Source organism: Aureibaculum algae (assembly GCF_006065315.1).
Taxonomy (GTDB): domain Bacteria; phylum Bacteroidota; class Bacteroidia; order Flavobacteriales; family Flavobacteriaceae; genus Aureibaculum; species Aureibaculum algae.
Window position 1 is genome coordinate 3,009,282 of record NZ_CP040749.1, and the last position, 17,430, is coordinate 3,026,711.

The following is a 17,430-nucleotide window of genomic DNA, read 5'->3' on the forward strand; positions in this document are numbered from 1 at the left end:
TCCTATTCTACTAATTTATGACCTATTTTAACTCCAAAAAATTCTTCAATAACAACTCCCCAGCACTGCTACTCTTTTCTGGATGAAATTGTACCCCATAAAAATTATCCTTTTTTAAAGCCGAAGAATAGTCCATTTCATAATTAGTGACGGCAATGGTTTCAGCACAAATTGGTGCATAAAAACTATGTACCAAGTACATATATTCTTGCTCTCTTATCCCTTTAAACAAAGTAGATTTTAAATCTGTAAGTGTATTCCAACCAATTTGGGGTACTTTTACGTTGTTACTAAATTTGACAACATTTACATCAAAAATACCCAATCCTTTTGTATTGCCTTCTTCACTGTAGTTGCACATCAATTGCATTCCTAAACAAATACCTAAAACGGGTTGTTTTAATTGTGGAATAAGGGTATCCAACCCAGTGGATCTTAACTTTTCCATGGCACTACTCGCCTCTCCTACACCAGGAAAAATAACTTTATCGGCGGATTGAATGGTCTCCACATCATGACTTAGAATGGCTTCGTATCCCAATCTTTGAATAGCAAATTTGATGCTTTGAATGTTTCCGGCTCCGTAGTCGATGATGACTATCTTCATAGTATAAATATTATTATAAGATTTAAATAAATAATCCCTCCACTTTTTTCCAAACCTGAAGTGTATTGCTTGACAAATATAAGCTTACAGGTTAACAATGGAGCTTTCTCTATTTACAACATTCCTTTTGTGCTTGGTAGTATCATTTTATCAGCATCACGTTTTACAGAAGCTTTAATAGCTTTAGCAAAAGCTTTAAAAATTGCCTCAATTTTATGATGTTCATTTTCACCTTCAACTTTTACATTTAAGTTCGCTTTAGCACCATCTGTAAAAGATTTAAAGAAATGATAAAACATCTCTGTAGGCATTTTTCCAATCATTTCGCGTTTAAAATCAGCATCCCAAACCAACCAATTTCTGCCTCCAAAATCAATACTAACTTGAGCTAAACAATCGTCCATAGGTAAAGAAAAACCATAACGTTCTATACCTAGTTTATTACCTAATGCCTCACTAAAAACTTCTCCTAGAGCAATGGCCGTATCTTCAATAGTATGATGTTCATCAACTTCTAAATCGCCTTTAACACTAATTTCTAAGTCCATTTGTCCGTGACGTGAAATTTGGTCTAACATATGGTCAAAAAAAGCAATTCCAGTATCAATTTTACTTTTTCCGGTACCATCAAGGTTCAATTTGATGCTAATATCCGTTTCATTCGTTTTTCTTTGAATCTCTGCCGTCCTATTATCTAATTTCAAAAACTCATAAATGCGTTGCCAATCATTCGTTTCTAACGCAATGAACTCATCTAATTCATCACGCTTAACCGTAATCTCATCTGTTCCTAAATGTGTATTATCATTTATAAAAAAACCTTTTGACCCTAAATTTTTAGCCAACTCGATATCTGTTAAACGATCTCCAATAACAAATGAATTTTTTAAATCATATTCCTCTGAAAAATACTTTGTCAATAAGCCTGTATTTGGCTTTCTTGTCGGTGCATTATCTTTAGCATACGTTTTATCAATTACTATTTCGTTAAATACAACACCTTCATTTTTAAAAACATCGACAATAAAATTATGAACGGGCCAAAATGTATCTTCTGGAAAACTCTCCGTTCCCAATCCATCTTGGTTGGTTATCATAACCAATTCGTAATCTAATTCATTGGCTATTTTTGGTAAATAGGCTAATGCCTTTGGATAAAATGTTAATTTTTCAAAACTATCAATTTGCTCATCAGTAGTCTCTCTAATAATTGTTCCGTCTCTATCAATGAAAAGAACTTTCTTCATAATTATATTTCTTTTAATGCTTTTATCAATTTTTCATTTTCTTGTTCTGTACCAATTGTAAATCGTAAACAATTTTCACATAATGGTTGACTTGATCTATTTCTAACTACAATTCCCTTTTCTAATAATTGTGCATACCTTTTATCCGCATTATCTACTTTCACTAACACAAAATTACTATCTGTGGGATAAATAGTATCAACATATTTCACTTCAAGTAACTCTTCAAGTAACTTATTCTTTCCGGCTGTAATTATGTTAATTTCATTTTCAATAACAATAACATCTTCCAACCTTTCAATTGCTCGCTGCTGCGTTAATTCATTAACATTATATGGTGGTTTAATTTTGTTTACTACTGCGATAATTTCTGAAGAAGCATAACAAATTCCCAGTCGTATTCCTGCCATACCATACGCCTTAGATAGTGTTTGTGTAACTATTAAATTTGGATAATTCTGAAGTTTATTCAACCAACTATCTCCTGATGAAAAATCGACATATGCTTCATCGATGACTACCAAACCATTAAATGATTTTAGTAAATTTTCAATAATTGCGGCATCAAAAGTATTACCCGAAGGGTTATTTGGTGAACATATAAACAACAACTTTGTGTGCTTGTCAACTGCCTTCAAAATTGCATCAACATCCGGCTGAAAGTCATTTACTAGTAACACTTCCTTATTCTCAACATTATTAATGTTAGCTAAAACTCCGTACATGCCATATGTTGGTGGTAATGTAATTACATTATCTTCTTTGGGCTCACAGAAAGCTCGATAAATGAGATCTAAAACTTCATCACTCCCATTACCTAACAAAATATTCTCTAGTTGAACACCTTTTTGTTCTGCTAATATTTTTTTTACAGTCCTTTGTTGCGGATCTGGATAACGATTTACACCATTTTCAAAAGGATTTTCATTCGCATCTAAAAAGACCATATCCTGATCAAAATCTTTAAATTCATCACGTGCTGATGAATACGGTTTTAACGCCTTAACATTTGGACGAATTAAACTATTTAGATTAAAATTATTCATCTTTTAAACTATTTAACCGCAATGTAACTGCATTTTTATGAGCTTGTAAACCTTCGGCACTAGCCATTATTTCTATGGCATTGCCAATATTCTTAATTCCTGTTTTCGTCACTTTTTGAAAAGTCATACTCTTTAAAAAGCTATCTAAATTTACACCACTATATTGCTTAGCATAACCATTAGTAGGTAAGGTATGATTAGTACCCGAAGCATAATCTCCAGCACTCTCAGGTGTATAGTTCCCTATAAAAATAGAACCTGCATTTTGTATACCATCTATATAAAAATCTTCATTTTCAGTGCAAATAATAAAATGTTCTGGTCCATATTGATTGATTAAATTTAAGGCAATAGCATCATTATCAACATAAATTAATTTGGAATTATCTATTGCTTTTTGAGCCATAGCTTTTCTCGGAAGATCTTCTATTTGTATTTCTATTTCTGATTCCACTTTATCTATTAAAGATTTAGAGGTAGAAACTAGAATAACTTGACTATCGGAACCATGTTCAGCCTGACTCAATAAATCAGAAGCCACAAAACTGGCATTTGACGTATCGTCGGCTACTACTAACAATTCAGAAGGCCCTGCTGGCATATCAATTGCTACACCATATTTTGTTGCTAATTGCTTAGCTACGGTTACGAATTGATTACCAGGCCCAAAAATTTTAAATACTTGTGGTATCGTTTCGGTACCAAAAGTCATTCCGGCAATAGCCTGAATTCCACCAACTTTATAAACCTTAGTAACCCCACAAAGTTCAGCTGCATATAAAATTGCTGGATTAATATTCCCTTCCTTATCAGGAGGAGAACACAATACAATTTCTGAACACCCAGCCAATTTAGCTGGAATAGCTAACATTAATACCGTTGAAAACAACGGAGCGGTACCGCCTGGAATGTAAATTCCAACTTTTTGGATAGGGCGTTTTTCTTGCCAACAATTGACACCAACAGCAGTCTCAACTTCAATTTTTGAGGTTTTTTGAGCTTTATGGAATTTTTCAATGTTGTTCTTAGCCAAAAGAATGGCTTGTTTTAAACTCTCGTCAATGGTTTTCCCTTTTTCAGAAATTTCAGTTGCAGAAACTTGTATATTCTTTAACTCTATACCATCAAAAAGATTGGTGTATTTTTCAATGGCAACATCACCTTTCTGTTTTACCTCATTGAAAATTTCTAACACCGTTGCTTCAATATCTTCCACAGTCTGTGTAGGTCTCGATAATAGCGTTGACCAACTGTCTTTTTCTGGGTTGTATATTTTATTCATTTGTATATGTCTTTCTAAAATGGAAACCTAACTTTTGACAACCATAGTTTTCCCAAAATTTATTTCCTCTATTGTTACCAATATAACTATTTAATTCTGTTGCAACACAACCAATTGATTTGCCATAATCATTAACCCAATCTAAAAGCAATGGGCCAATTTCTTTCCCCCTATAATCTGGATGAATCATCACATTATCAGCTTCTAAATGTTTACCAATATAATACTTGAACAACACCCAAACACCACAAATTCCAATCAATTTATCTTCTTCATAAACTCCAGCACATTTATAATGATGCTTTAGCATTTCTGGGAGCCTTTCTTTTAAAACCTCAACACTTATTCTATCATCAAGTCGCCTTAAATAAGGAATAAGTGTAAAAATATCCTCATCAGCTATAAATTTGATTTGATAAGGTGAATCCATTTATAAAACCATTTTTTCAATTGGGCAAACTAAAATCCCTTCTGCTCCATTCAACTTTAATTCATCAATTACATCCCAAAACCTATCTTTATTAATTACAGTATGTATTGAACTCCAACCTGCTTCTGCCAAGGGTAAAACTGTTGGGCTTTTCATTCCTGGCAGGATTTTTATAATATCAGCTACCTTATCGTTTGGAGCATTTAACAACACATATTTACTATTTCTTGCTTTAAGAACCGATTGAATTCTAAATTGAAGTTTATCTAATATACGCTGCTTTTCATCAGATAATGAAGGTGAAACCGTTAAAACAGCCTCACTTTTTAATAAGACTTCAACTTCTTTTAAGTTATTTTTAAATAAAGTACTACCACTTGAAACAATATCGACAATAGCATCAGCCAATCCAATATTTGGAGCAATCTCTACAGAACCATTAATAACATGTAGCTCTGATTTTACGCCTTTTTTATCTAAAAACTGATTGACCGTATTTGGATAGGAGGTTGCAATTCTCTTACCTTCTAAATCCTTAATTGATCCGTATTCAACTGATTTAGGCACAGCAATAGAAACTTTACATTTCGAAAAGCCTAATTTTTCAACTATGGGTAAGTCGTTTCCTTTTTCAATTAATGTATTTTCACCTAATATAGCAGCATCTACTACACCATCTCTAAGATACTGAGGTATATCTCCATTTCTTAGATACAAAACTTCAATAGGGAAATTTCTTGCAAAAGCTTTTAATTGATCTTTTCCATTATCAATGGAAATACCACAATTTTTAAGCAATTCTAATGATTCTTCGTTTAATTTGCCTGATTTTTGAATGGCAATTTTTAATTTATTCATTTATTTAAAATTAGGTTCGATAGTGCAAACAAATAAAAAACCCGCTTGAACTATTCAAACGGGTTTATATGATTTTAGATTTAAAACACAACAACTCACCTCGCCTGAAAGCCAGTATGGAAATGATGATGTATGTGATTTAAAGACATTTTTTCTATTATTGAAGCACAAATTTAATGGATAAATTTTTTATAATGCAAATTTTTTAGGATTTTTTTTCTTGTTTTTGAAATACTTATATAACCATTGTTCAATAACTTATCCTTCCTTTAACTTATTCATTTCTACTTGATGCTGCTTTTTAGCATAAGTATATCCGTAATGCCACCATTTGGCCATTAGCTTTTTATTGAACACTAAAGAATTTGTAGTTAAAACGGTTGGTGTATAATATAAATTAAGTTTCACATTATCGTGTGCTGCCTGTAATTTACCAATGGTTACATTATGCCTTTCCACTTGGTCCATCATAAATTGAACCACATGAGTAATTAATGAAAAGGGGTTTTTTGAAGGAATTCTATTGAGTTGGCTTACTTCAGTTTCTAAAATAATTACATCAATTTCAGTTGCTCCTCTCAATATGGCTTCTCTTATAGGCACTAAAGAACCAAAACCTCCATCGGCATATTCACATCCATTTTTACGCAATAAACTCATAAATGGCACATAGTTACAAGATGCCCAAATCCAATCACAAAAATCGAGATAGGTACAATCTTGTATCGCTTTATACTCTACTACATTTTTGGTTAAGTTTGATACAGTAACTACCACGTCTTTTTCTGATGCTTTTATACGGTCAAAATACGATTCAGTAACATACTTTTTTATCAATTTTCTTAAATTTTTACTTTCACCAAAAGTCCGCCGTCCATTAATAAAATTCCACACTGTATTTAAATGATTAATGGAAACCACTTTTTCTCCATCAACGGTTTTTACAACAAAAGGATTATTGCTGAAAATTTTTCGTTGATTTATAGTCGTATAAATAGCTTTTAACTCATAAAGCTTTCCTAACGCCAAATGCGACACCATTAAGCTACCTGTTGATGTGCCTAAAAATAAATCGTATGTATTATTTTTTTCATCTATAAGATATTCAGCAACACCACCTGCAAATGCCCCTTTACTTCCTCCCCCTGAAATTACTAATGCTCTCATATTTATACTATAATTCTTAGCTATTTTAATTTAAAATTTTACTTTTGATAAAACTAACACATTTATATGAAATTGAAATTATTTATTTTTCTATTTATTACTACCGTTTTAATAATTTCCTGCAAAAATACAAGTATTCCTAGAACTATTGAAAAGATCACTATCGAAGAAATAACTATAGATAGTTCAAGTATAAGAGCCATTTACCCGATGAAAGATTCTAGTCTCTTTTACGCAACTTCTGATGGTTATTTGGGTTTAATACTACCGACAAATCAAAATATTAAAGATAAAAAGGTGTTTTATGATACTATTGTTCCTCATTTCAGAGCTATAGCCTCTAATTCAGAAAACATTTTTATGCTAAGTATAGGCAACCCTGCACTTTTGTACAAATATGACGAAGGTGATTTAGAAATTGTTTATTCAGAAAATCATCCGAAAGTTTTTTATGATGCCATGGCTTTTTTTGACGAAAAAAATGGAATTGCTATGGGTGACCCGACGGACGATTGCTTATCTGTAATTCTAACTAATAATGGGGGGGATTCTTGGCAAAAATTACCATGTGATGTGTTACCAAAAATTAATGAAGGCGAAGCTGCTTTTGCTGCAAGTAATAGCAACATTGCAATCCAAGGAAAAAATGTATGGTTAGTGACTGGAGGTAAATCAGCCAGGGTTTATCATTCTCCTGATATGGGAAAAAGTTGGAAAGCTTACGAAACACCAATGATTCAAGGTGATGATATGACGGGCATTTATAGTATCGATTTTTATGATGCAAAAAACGGAATTATATTTGGAGGCGATTGGAATAATAAAGATAATAATAAAGGTAATAAAGCCGTTACAAAGGATGGCGGTAAAACTTGGCAATTAGTAGCTGAAGGTTTAGAACCTGGTTATAAAAGCTGTGTGCAATATGTGCCAGACACTAATGGACAAGAATTATTTGCGGTAGGCACCACTGGTGTTTCCTTTTCTAAGGATAGTGGAGTCACTTGGAAAAAAGTTAGTGATGATGCCTATTATACGATCCGATTTGTGAATAAGAATTTTGCATGGTTGGCGGGTAATAATAAAATAGGAAAGCTTATTTTAAATAAATAGTAATTCAACTTAAGAACAATAAATGAAAAAATTAATAATTTTAGTATTGGCAATAGGTTTTGTTAGTTGCCAAAGTAATTCCTTAAAAAAAGAGTTTAATTGTGGTGCAAGTTCTGAAAATTCAGAATTAAAAGAATACAGAGATTTTTTAAAACATTTTAAAATTGAGATTCCAAAAAGTTGGAAAACCACACTTTATTATGATGAGTATTCTTCAGATATTTACACCGCAGATACCTCAAAACAATTCACAGATTCTTTTGTAGTTGAAATTTCCTGGAAACAAGGAGAACTGACTTTAGATGAGTCTTTTGCAAAAAAAATAAATGATACGTTACAATTCAAAGAGAAACTAAAAATGGTCAAATCTGGTTTTGGTGAATTCAAAGAGAAACCAATGTACTATAACCTATCAGAAGGGTCTCGTTCGGGAATGAATCACAAATTTTTACAAGTTTACTTAAAAACAAATATTGATGAATACATAACCTTAACTTCAAAAGTTTATGGCGACAGTTTAGTAGATCAAAGAATTTGTAATTCAATAGAAATTTTTGATAACCTTAAACTGATTGAATAGGGTCAATTTGGAACAGAAATCTTAAATAATTAAAAATAATAGCATGCAACACATCATAGATAGATTTATAAAATATATTACCATTGACACCCAATCTGACCCTGAAAACGAAGCCTTTCCTAGTACAGAAAAACAATGGGACCTAGCTAAGGTTTTGGTTGAAGATTTAAAAAATATTGGTTTACATAATGTTACGTTAGATGATAATTGCTATATCATGGCAACATTGCCAAGTAATGTTGCTCATAAAGTACCAACTATTGGTTTTATTTCTCATATAGATACGAGTCCAGATTATAGTGGAACTAATGTTAATCCACAAATTCATAAGAATTATGATGGAAAAGACATTGTTTTAAACCAAGAAGAAAATATAATTTTGTCTCCAGATTATTTTGATGATTTATTACAATACAAAGGACAGACATTAATTACTACTGATGGTTCTACCCTATTAGGTGCTGATGATAAAGCGGGAATTACAGAAATTATAACCGCAATGGAATACCTCATACAACATCCTGAAATAAACCATGGTGAAATTAGAATAGGCTTTACACCTGATGAAGAAGTTGGCAAAGGTGCACACCTTTTTGATGTAGATAAATTTGGAGCCGAATGGGCTTATACTATGGATGGTAGCCAAATTGGAGAACTTGAATATGAGAATTTTAATGCTGCTGGTGCAAAGGTTGTTATCACTGGAAAAATTGTACATCCCGGTTATGCAAAAGGCAAAATGATAAATTCAATGCTTATTGCTAGCGAATTTATTGCCGCTCTACCTAAAGATGAAGTTCCAGAAAGAACCGAAGGTTATGAAGGATTCTATCATTTACATACCTTAAATGGTGAAGTTGAAAAAACAGAATTAGGATATATTATCCGTGACCATGATATGGAATTATTCAACAAAAGAAAAGCTGTTTTTCAAAAAGTAGCAGATGATCTTAATTCTAAGCTAGGCAAAGATTTAGTTCATGTTGAAATTACAGATCAATATTATAATATGAAGGAAAAAGTAGTACCTGTAATGCATATTGTTGATATTGCAGAAGAAGCTATGAAGGCGGTTGGTGTAACACCATTAATTAAGGCCATCCGTGGAGGTACAGATGGTTCTCAATTATCTTATAAAGGACTACCCTGCCCTAATATATTTGCCGGTGGACATAATTTTCATGGTCGTTATGAGTATGTTCCTGCAGAATCTATGCAAAAAGCAGTTGAAGTAATTGTGAAAATTGCTGAGATTACAGCAACGAGAGAACTGAACAAATAAGTTAATTTTGTAATTATTCAAACAAAAGTTAAATCCTTTTAATTAGTTCCTTATTTTTACCGCTTTTAAATTTCAACCATGGATAGAAAATTATTATTATCGCTTGCTAAAAAATACGATACACCTTTATATGTTTACGATGCTGACAAAATCATTTCGCAATATGAGCGTATGACTAAAGCCTTTTCAGGAGTTAAAAATCTGAAAATAAATTATGCTGTTAAAGCTCTTTCTAACATTAACGTATTAAAAGTTTTTAAGCAATTAGATTCTGGAATTGACACCGTTTCTGTTCAAGAAGTCCAATTAGGTTTGAAAGCTGGTTTTGCACCAGAAGATATTATTTTTACACCTAATGGCGTTTCTTTAGAAGAAATTGAACAAGCAAAAGATTTAGGAGTTCATATTAACATCGATAATATTTCTATTTTAGAGCAATTTGGACAAAAATATCCAGAAACACCTGTTTGTATCCGTATCAATCCACATGTTATGGCAGGTGGGAATTCAAAAATTTCTGTAGGTCATATCGATTCTAAATTTGGTATTTCTGTACATCAATTACCGTTAATTCTTCGTGTGGTAGAAAATACGGGTATGCGAATTAATGGAATACATATGCACACCGGCTCTGACATTTATGATGTAGATGCCTTTTTAAGAGCAACTGAAATTCTTTTTACTGCGGCTGAATCATTTCAAGACTTAGAATCTATTGATTTCGGAAGTGGTTTTAAAGTTCCTTATAAAGAAAACGACATCTCTACAGATATAGAAGAGTTAGGTAAAAAACTCAGTAAACGTTTTAATGAGTTTTGTAAAAGTTATGGTAGAGAGCTAACGATTATGTTTGAACCTGGTAAATTTTTAGTAAGTGAAGCAGGTAAACTATTAGTTCATGTAAATGTTGTAAAACAAACTACTTCAACTGTTTTTGCAGGTGTAGATAGCGGATTGAATCACTTGATAAGACCGATGTTTTATGATTCTTATCATCAAATAGAAAACATTTCTAACCCAAAAGGAAAAGAACGTTTTTATACGGTTGTTGGTTACATCTGTGAGACCGATACCTTAGGTGCCAACCGAAGAATAACTGAAATAACTGAAGGGGATATTTTGAGTTTTAGTAATGCCGGAGCATATTGTTTTTCAATGGCTTCCAATTATAATTCTCGTTATAGACCTGCAGAAGTTTTAGTGAAAGATGGTAAAGATTATCTAATACGTGAACGAGAAACAATTCAAGATTTACTGAAAGGACAAAATTTAGATTTGAATTTTTAGATTCAAAATATTTACTTAATACTACATAAATAACCCCGAAATGAATTCAAGTCCTTTCAGGGTTATTTAATTTAGAACCATTCTAAGATACTAGGTATTATTGTTGTTACCTATTTCGTTTACAAACTCATCACAAATTCAGATATGAAAAAATTTATAGTTGCCACGGTCTTGGTTTTACTTTCTTATAGTGCAACATCACAAAATGCTTCTGTTGAAGATCATGTTTTTGGTGTACAAACAGGGTTTTTAGGTCTCTATTTTCATGGGGAAACGAAGCTATCAGATAAATTTGCCTTAAGAGGCGAATTAGGGCTAGATTTTGGATTTTGGGAAAGAGGAATATATCAGGATAATCGAGGATTTCTATTAACCCCCGTAATTGTTATAGAACCAAGATTTTACTATAACTTAGAAAAGCGTGTTAAAAAGTCAAAAAGAATTGACGGTAATAGTGGTAATTTCATTTCCATAAAAACGAGTTTCAATCCTGATATATTTACTATATCAAGCGACCAAAATGTATCTATTATTCCAACGCTACAAATAGTCCCAACATGGGGAATTCGAAGAAATATAGGAAAACATTTTAACTATGAAACTGGGCTTGGAATTGGATATTACAAAGAGTTTTATAAACAAAATGGATATTCTAGTAATGAAAGCGGTACAGCCATTAATTTACATTTACGAATTGGGTATCGCTTTTAAGAATACTTAGATTTCAACCTTAAAAGGGGTTTAAAACATTTTCGAAGTTATGAATTAAACATGTTGGTCAATAAGAATCTGATTACCATCAGGGTCTGTTAACATCATACTGGCAGGTCCAGTTGTTGTTTCATCTGCTTTCCTATCCAATTTAACTTTATTATTCTTTAGGCTTTTCTGAATTGTTCTAACATCATCAAAAGATTCTAATTTTTTTGCATTTTCATCCCATCCAGGATTAAAAGTTAAAATATTGTCCTCAAGCATTCCTTCAAATAACCCTATTAAAGAATTTCCATTCTTCATAATGAGATACTTACTTTCTATAGAACCTGCAAAAATTGTAAATCCCAATTTTTTGTAAAATTCTACTGAGACATTAATATCTTTTACATTTAAACTTATTGAAAATGCTCCTAATTTCATAATTGATGATTTTAAATTATTATCAATAGCTATTTACGTTAATCATCTAACTTTGGTAAATTAAAACTGTTTAATACACTCGTTTCTTTCATTAACTTTTCAATTTCATCTGCTTTTCTTGGTGCAGCGGCTGACAAATTTACAGGGCCCTTTTCAGTCACTAAAATATCATCTTCGATGCGAACGGCAATACCCCACCATTTTTTATCACATGGGCTATTTTCAGGAATATAGATTCCCGGTTCAACGGTCACTACCATATCTAATTTAAATTCACCTTGACTACCCGCATCGTGTACGTCTAAACCAATATGATGGGATGAGCCATGTGGATAATAATTATGTTTCTCATCGATGGTTTTAATAATGCCTAATTTCAACAAACCTGCATTCACTATTTTTCGTGTAGCTTCATGAGATGCTGCAAAAGTACTTCCAGTTTTTACCAAAGCGATACCCGCTTCTTGGGCATCATAAACAATATCATAAATGGCTCTTTGTTCCGTTGAAAACTTACCATTTGCTGGAATGGTTCTAGTTACATCGGCTGTATAGCCTCTGTATTCTGCTCCTAAATCCATCAATACCAAATCATTACCTACTTTTGTTTTGCTATTCTCTATATAATGTAGAATACAGCCATTATGACCACCTCCAACAATAGATGGATACCCTTCGTACTCTGCACCATACTTTTTATATACAAATTCATGTACTCCTTGAATTTCAGCTTCCGACATATTAGGGTGCATTGCCTTCATAATTTCTCTTTGTCCTATAGCTGATATTTCAACCGCTTTTTTTAACAACTTCATTTCTTCGGGTTGCTTTTTTTCTCGTAAGTCTCCCATAAAATCATTTAAACTACTGATATCAATATTCGTTTTAGGTGGAGCTTCTAATTTTAAGCTTATTTTTTGTTTAAATTCATTTCTGAGCTCATCATTCGCCGCATTATGATATCCATTGATCAATTCATCTTCCTTTAATTCTGGATAATAATCCATATACCGACCTAAATCTTGAGCCACATTTGCACTATTTTCTATTCCCGTTGCTTTTATTACTTCATATATTCTGTCGGTTGTAGGATTTGACAATAAACTTTTATCATATTTTGCCTTTTCTTTAAACTGTTGTACTAAATCATATAAATCGGCCTTATTTTTACCTGAATCTCTATAATCATCATTAAAATCAACAATTAATACTTTACTGAATTTTTCAAAATCATAGGTTGCAGTACTAAACTCACTTCCGTTAAACACTTTATTAAACCCTAACTGTTCTTTAACACCAGTTACGCCCAACCTTTTACCTGTCCACTGTTCTGCTCTAGGATCTTTTTCTTGTACATAAATTGCTTCGTTATATGTAGTATCTCCATCCGTCTGATTTTCTGAAAAAATCAATAAAACAGCATGAGGTTCTTTATAACCAGTTAAATAATAGAAATTGGGATCTTGATGATATATATACTCTACATCATTTGCTCTATTGCGAACAGGGTTCGCAAATAATACGGCAACACTGTTTTTTGGCATTTTTTGTCGTAAAGCAGCTCTTCTTTCTTTATGAAATTCTTTAGACAAGTAATCAGTTGGTAATTGATCATCTTGGCCAAAACTGAATTGAAAAATAAGTAACGCAAACAAACAAGTTAGGAGGGATTTCATTATATGTAATAATTGGTTATAAATCAAAAGTACAATTATATTCCTTTCAATGAAAGTCTTAAATTATAATTATTTGAAAAAAAAAAATACTGATTCATCAATAATTAATAAAAAACATAATAAAACATTAAACATAGATTGTTATTAAAACAATAACTAGTACATTTGAAGTGTGCAATTAAGAACATTACATACCAACACAACTACTCGCATAAAAAGTACGATTTTTAATGCATTTACTTCAGTTTTCACCCTTTGGGGTTAATCATTCTTACACATCCGTTTTATTTGGTCTATTAAGGAATAACCATAAAATAATTATTTATCAGTAATCCACTATTTATGAAAGTTTTAAAATTTGGAGGAACATCAGTAGGTTCATCAAAAAATATTAATAAAATAATTGAAATTGTAAAAGCTAACGAAGAAGAAAAACAAATTATTGTTGTTTCTGCATTTGCAAAAGTCACCAATTTATTGCTAGAAGCTGCTCAGCTTGCATCTATCAAAAAAACAGCATACACCTCTGTTATTGAAGATATTAAAACAATACACAATCAGATAATTTCAGATTTATTTACAGAAAAGGATAAAAATGAAGTTTTAAAATTTGTAAATCAAAAACTTGCTGATCTTAAATCTATATTAGATAGTATTTCATTAATAAGCGAACTTTCCGCAAAAAGCGAAGCTAATATAGTTAGTCATGGTGAACTATTATCCTCATTTGTAATAGCAAAAGCATTACAAGTGAATCATATTGATGCGGAGCGAAAAGATACTAGAGAACTGATTTTAACCAATACTAATTATACAAATGCTTCAGTAAATTTTGAAGTTTCGAATCGTCAAATTCAAGATTATTTTAAATCAAATAAAGCGAAAGTTACTGTTTTACCTGGGTTTATTTCTTCTGCTGAAAATGGAGACACCACAGTACTAGGTCGTGGTGGTTCTGATTACACTGCCGCTATTGTAGCTTCAGCACTTGATGCAGATGTATTAGAAATATGGACTGATGTAAGTGGAATGTTTACAGCTAACCCTAATGTTGTTCCTCAGGCCATGCCAATAGAGCAAATTTCTTATGAAGAAGCAATGGAATTATCGCATTTTGGAGCCAAAGTTATATACCCTCCAACGATTCATCCGGTATTAAAAAAGGAAATACCTATTCTTATAAAAAACACCTTAAAACCAGAAGACGCAGGTACGCTTATCACAAAAACTAGTAAAGACAAAAAAAATCCTGTGAAAGGAATTAGTCATATAGATGATGTAACATTAATTACTTTAGAAGGATCTGGAATGGTAGGTATTCCGGGATTTTCAAAACGATTATTTGAAACATTGGCTACTGAAAAAATCAATGTGAAATTAATTACGCAAGCATCATCTGAGCATTCTATTTGTATCGGTATTGATGACAGTAATGCTAATTTGGCCAAAATTGCTATTGATAGCACTTTTGAATTCGAAATATTAAAAAATAAAATTAAACCCTTACAGATAGAAAAAAACTTATCTATTATAGCTATTGTTGGCGATCATATGAAAAGTCACCAAGGTATTAGCGGAAAGATGTTTGGTACTTTAGGTAAGAATAATGTGAACATAAGAGCCATTGCTCAAGGTGCTTCTGAAAAAAATATTTCTGCTGTAATTGCAGCCAAGGATGTTAAAAAAGGAATCAATAGCCTGCATGAAAGTTTCTTTAAAAACAATAACAAGCAACTTAATTTATTTATTACTGGTGTTGGTAATGTTGGTGCTAAACTGATTGAGCAAATAGAACAGCAACATGAATTTTTGTTAAATAATTTAAACATTAATATCAGGATTGTTGGTTTGTCAAATTCAAGACAAATGATCTTTGACGATGAAGGAATAGACCTATCTTCATGGAAAGAGCAGATAAAAAAAGGGGTACCAGCTTCGTTAGATAGTTTTCTTGAACAGGTAAAAGCTTTGAACCTTAGAAATAGCGTTTTTGTAGATATTACAGCAAATGCAAAAGTAGCTGATATGTATGCCAAGTATTTAAAAAACAGTACAGCTGTTGTTGCCTGTAATAAAATTGCGAGTTCTGCTACTTATAAAAAATACAAAGAACTTAAAGAATTATCACGATCATATGACGTACCTTATCTATTTGAAACGAATGTTGGTGCAGGTTTACCGATTATAGATACCTTAAATAATTTAATTACTTCAGGAGATCAAGTACATAAAATTCAAGCCGTTTTATCTGGAAGTTTAAATTTCATTTTTAATAATTTCACCACTGAAACTGAATTTTATGATGTGGTTAAACAAGCACAGCTAGAAGGCTATACAGAACCTGACCCTAGAATTGATTTAAGTGGTGTTGATGTTGCTCGAAAAATACTCATTTTAGCAAGAGAAAGCGGTATTAAAATCAACTTAGAAGATATTGAAAATGATTCATTCCTTACGGAGAATAATCACAAAGCAGATAGTGTTGATGACTTTTACAATTCATTAAAAACTGATGCTGATCATTTTAAAGAGTTATTAAAATCAGCGAACAGTAACAATTGTCAATTAAAGTATGTAGCTGAGCTTATTAACGGTAAGGCTAAAGTAGGTTTAAAGGAAATACCAGTAGGACATCCTTTTTACAATTTGGAAGGCAAGGACAATATCGTAATGTTTTATACAAAAAGATATCCAGAACAACCTATGATTATTAAAGGTGCTGGTGCTGGTGCAGACGTTACAGCTTCAGGACTTTTTGCAGATATTATTAAAATTGCAAATAATTAATTATGAACTCAATCAAAATATTTGCTCCCGCAACCGTCGCAAATGTGTCCTGTGGATTTGATGCCTTAGGATTTGCAATAAATGCTGTTGGTGATGAAATGATCTTTACAAAAACGGTCGATAAAGGGGTTACAATAAGTAAAATTGAAGGAGCTGAATTAACTTTTGACAGTCGCAAAAATGCGGCTAGTGTGGTTGCTTGGGCAATGATAGATGAAGCCAAACCTGATTTCGGAATAGATATGCAACTATTCAAAAAAGTTAAACCAGGTAGCGGTTTGGGTAGTAGTGCTTCAAGCTCAGCTGGTGCTGCTTTTGGGGTGAACCAATTATTAGGAAAACCATTTTCTAATTTAGAACTTACTGAATTTGCCCGATTAGGAGAAAAAGCAGCTTGTGGATCACCTATAGCAGATAATGTTGCCGCTGCTATTTATGGTGGCTTTATATTGGTGAAAAGCTATGAACCGTTAGAAATTGTTAAACTACCAGTACCGAAAGAATTGTGGGTCACAGTAATTCATCCACAAATAGAAATTAAAACCGAAGATGCTCGTAATGCCATACATCCAACTGTTACCGTTGCTAATGCTGTAAAGCAAAGTGCAAACTTAGCAGGTTTAATTAGCGGACTGTACACGGATGATTATGAGTTGATTAGTCGCTCGTTAGAAGATGTAATTGCAGAACCATTTCGCAAAAAATTAATCCCTCATTTTGATGCTATAAAAACAGAAGGCTTAAAAGCAGGAGCTTTAGGTGTTGGAATTTCTGGGTCTGGCCCTACCATTTTTGCTTTATCTAAAGGAGAAAAAATTGCAGAAAAAGTAGCCGAAACTATGCGGAACATATATCAAAACACCGCTATCGATTTTAACATTCACGTTTCAAAAGTGAATTTAAGCGGCGTTGATATCATCAATAATTGATC

At 32.2% G+C, this 17,430-nt stretch carries 16 protein-coding genes; 7 read left to right on the top strand and 9 right to left on the bottom strand.

From position 1 onward, the window contains the following. Positions 1-22 precede the first annotated feature (22 nt). The 7 genes from hisH to FF125_RS12625 form a co-directional block, all read right to left on the bottom strand. On the bottom strand, positions 23-607 hold the full coding sequence (hisH, locus tag FF125_RS12595) for an imidazole glycerol phosphate synthase subunit HisH (protein ID WP_138950095.1): 585 nt from the start codon (positions 605-607) through the stop codon (positions 23-25). 113 nt (positions 608-720) lie between these two features. Beyond that, the gene (gene hisB / locus FF125_RS12600) at positions 721-1,854 is read right to left on the bottom strand and encodes a bifunctional histidinol-phosphatase/imidazoleglycerol-phosphate dehydratase HisB (protein ID WP_175418920.1); all 1,134 of its coding nucleotides are present in this window, start codon (positions 1,852-1,854) and stop codon (positions 721-723) included. Between the two features lie 2 nt (positions 1,855-1,856). Then, positions 1,857-2,900: a histidinol-phosphate transaminase gene (gene hisC / locus FF125_RS12605; protein ID WP_138950097.1), complete on the bottom strand. Its 1,044-nt coding sequence runs from the start codon at positions 2,898-2,900 to the stop codon at positions 1,857-1,859. Further along, on the bottom strand, positions 2,893-4,182 hold the full coding sequence (gene hisD / locus FF125_RS12610; RefSeq protein ID WP_138950098.1) for a histidinol dehydrogenase: 1,290 nt from the start codon (positions 4,180-4,182) through the stop codon (positions 2,893-2,895). Before hisD ends, hisC begins: the two co-directional genes overlap by 8 nt. Then, positions 4,175-4,612: a GNAT family N-acetyltransferase gene (locus tag FF125_RS12615; protein ID WP_138950099.1), complete on the bottom strand. Its 438-nt coding sequence runs from the start codon at positions 4,610-4,612 to the stop codon at positions 4,175-4,177. The genes hisD and FF125_RS12615 overlap by 8 nt, the downstream gene beginning before the upstream one ends. Beyond that, positions 4,613-5,470, bottom strand: coding sequence for an ATP phosphoribosyltransferase (gene hisG / locus FF125_RS12620; protein ID WP_138950100.1), 858 nt, complete (start codon positions 5,468-5,470; stop codon positions 4,613-4,615). Positions 5,471-5,728: 258 nt separating this feature from the next. Then, positions 5,729-6,637, bottom strand: a complete 909-nt coding sequence (locus tag FF125_RS12625) for a patatin-like phospholipase family protein (RefSeq protein ID WP_138950101.1) — start codon at positions 6,635-6,637, stop codon at positions 5,729-5,731. Between the two features lie 66 nt (positions 6,638-6,703). On the opposite strand from FF125_RS12625, the gene FF125_RS12630 reads away from it, so the two are divergent. The 5 genes from FF125_RS12630 to FF125_RS12650 all read left to right on the top strand — a co-directional run bounded on the left by FF125_RS12630 (position 6,704) and on the right by FF125_RS12650 (position 11,610). Continuing rightward, entirely contained in the window at positions 6,704-7,750 is a 1,047-nt protein-coding gene (locus tag FF125_RS12630) for a WD40/YVTN/BNR-like repeat-containing protein (RefSeq protein WP_138950102.1), read from the top strand. A gap of 22 nt (positions 7,751-7,772) precedes the next feature. Then, positions 7,773-8,330 (top strand): hypothetical protein, encoded by a 558-nt coding sequence (locus FF125_RS12635; protein WP_138950103.1) that lies wholly within the window; start codon positions 7,773-7,775, stop codon positions 8,328-8,330. Positions 8,331-8,373: 43 nt separating this feature from the next. After that, a complete protein-coding gene (pepT, locus tag FF125_RS12640) occupies positions 8,374-9,612 on the top strand; it encodes a peptidase T (protein ID WP_138950104.1) in 1,239 nt (412 codons plus the stop codon). A gap of 78 nt (positions 9,613-9,690) precedes the next feature. Next, entirely contained in the window at positions 9,691-10,899 is a 1,209-nt protein-coding gene (lysA, locus tag FF125_RS12645) for a diaminopimelate decarboxylase (RefSeq protein ID WP_138950105.1), read from the top strand. Positions 10,900-11,043: 144 nt separating this feature from the next. Continuing rightward, on the top strand, positions 11,044-11,610 hold the full coding sequence (locus FF125_RS12650) for a hypothetical protein (protein ID WP_138950106.1): 567 nt from the start codon (positions 11,044-11,046) through the stop codon (positions 11,608-11,610). A 54-nt stretch (positions 11,611-11,664) separates the two neighbouring features. On the opposite strand, the gene FF125_RS12655 is transcribed toward FF125_RS12650, so the two are convergent. After that, positions 11,665-12,036 (bottom strand): VOC family protein, encoded by a 372-nt coding sequence (locus FF125_RS12655; protein WP_138950107.1) that lies wholly within the window; start codon positions 12,034-12,036, stop codon positions 11,665-11,667. A 38-nt stretch (positions 12,037-12,074) separates the two neighbouring features. Beyond that, complete coding sequence (locus FF125_RS12660; protein ID WP_138950108.1) at positions 12,075-13,712, bottom strand: aminopeptidase P N-terminal domain-containing protein; 1,638 nt, start codon at positions 13,710-13,712, stop codon at positions 12,075-12,077. A 342-nt stretch (positions 13,713-14,054) separates the two neighbouring features. Here FF125_RS12660 and thrA point away from each other — a divergent pair, with 342 nt between their 5' ends. Both thrA and FF125_RS12670 read left to right on the top strand, forming a co-directional pair. Then, positions 14,055-16,499, top strand: a complete 2,445-nt coding sequence (gene thrA, locus FF125_RS12665; protein WP_138950109.1) for a bifunctional aspartate kinase/homoserine dehydrogenase I — start codon at positions 14,055-14,057, stop codon at positions 16,497-16,499. Between the two features lie 2 nt (positions 16,500-16,501). Next, on the top strand, positions 16,502-17,428 hold the full coding sequence (locus FF125_RS12670; RefSeq protein ID WP_138950110.1) for a homoserine kinase: 927 nt from the start codon (positions 16,502-16,504) through the stop codon (positions 17,426-17,428). Positions 17,429-17,430 lie beyond the last annotated feature (2 nt).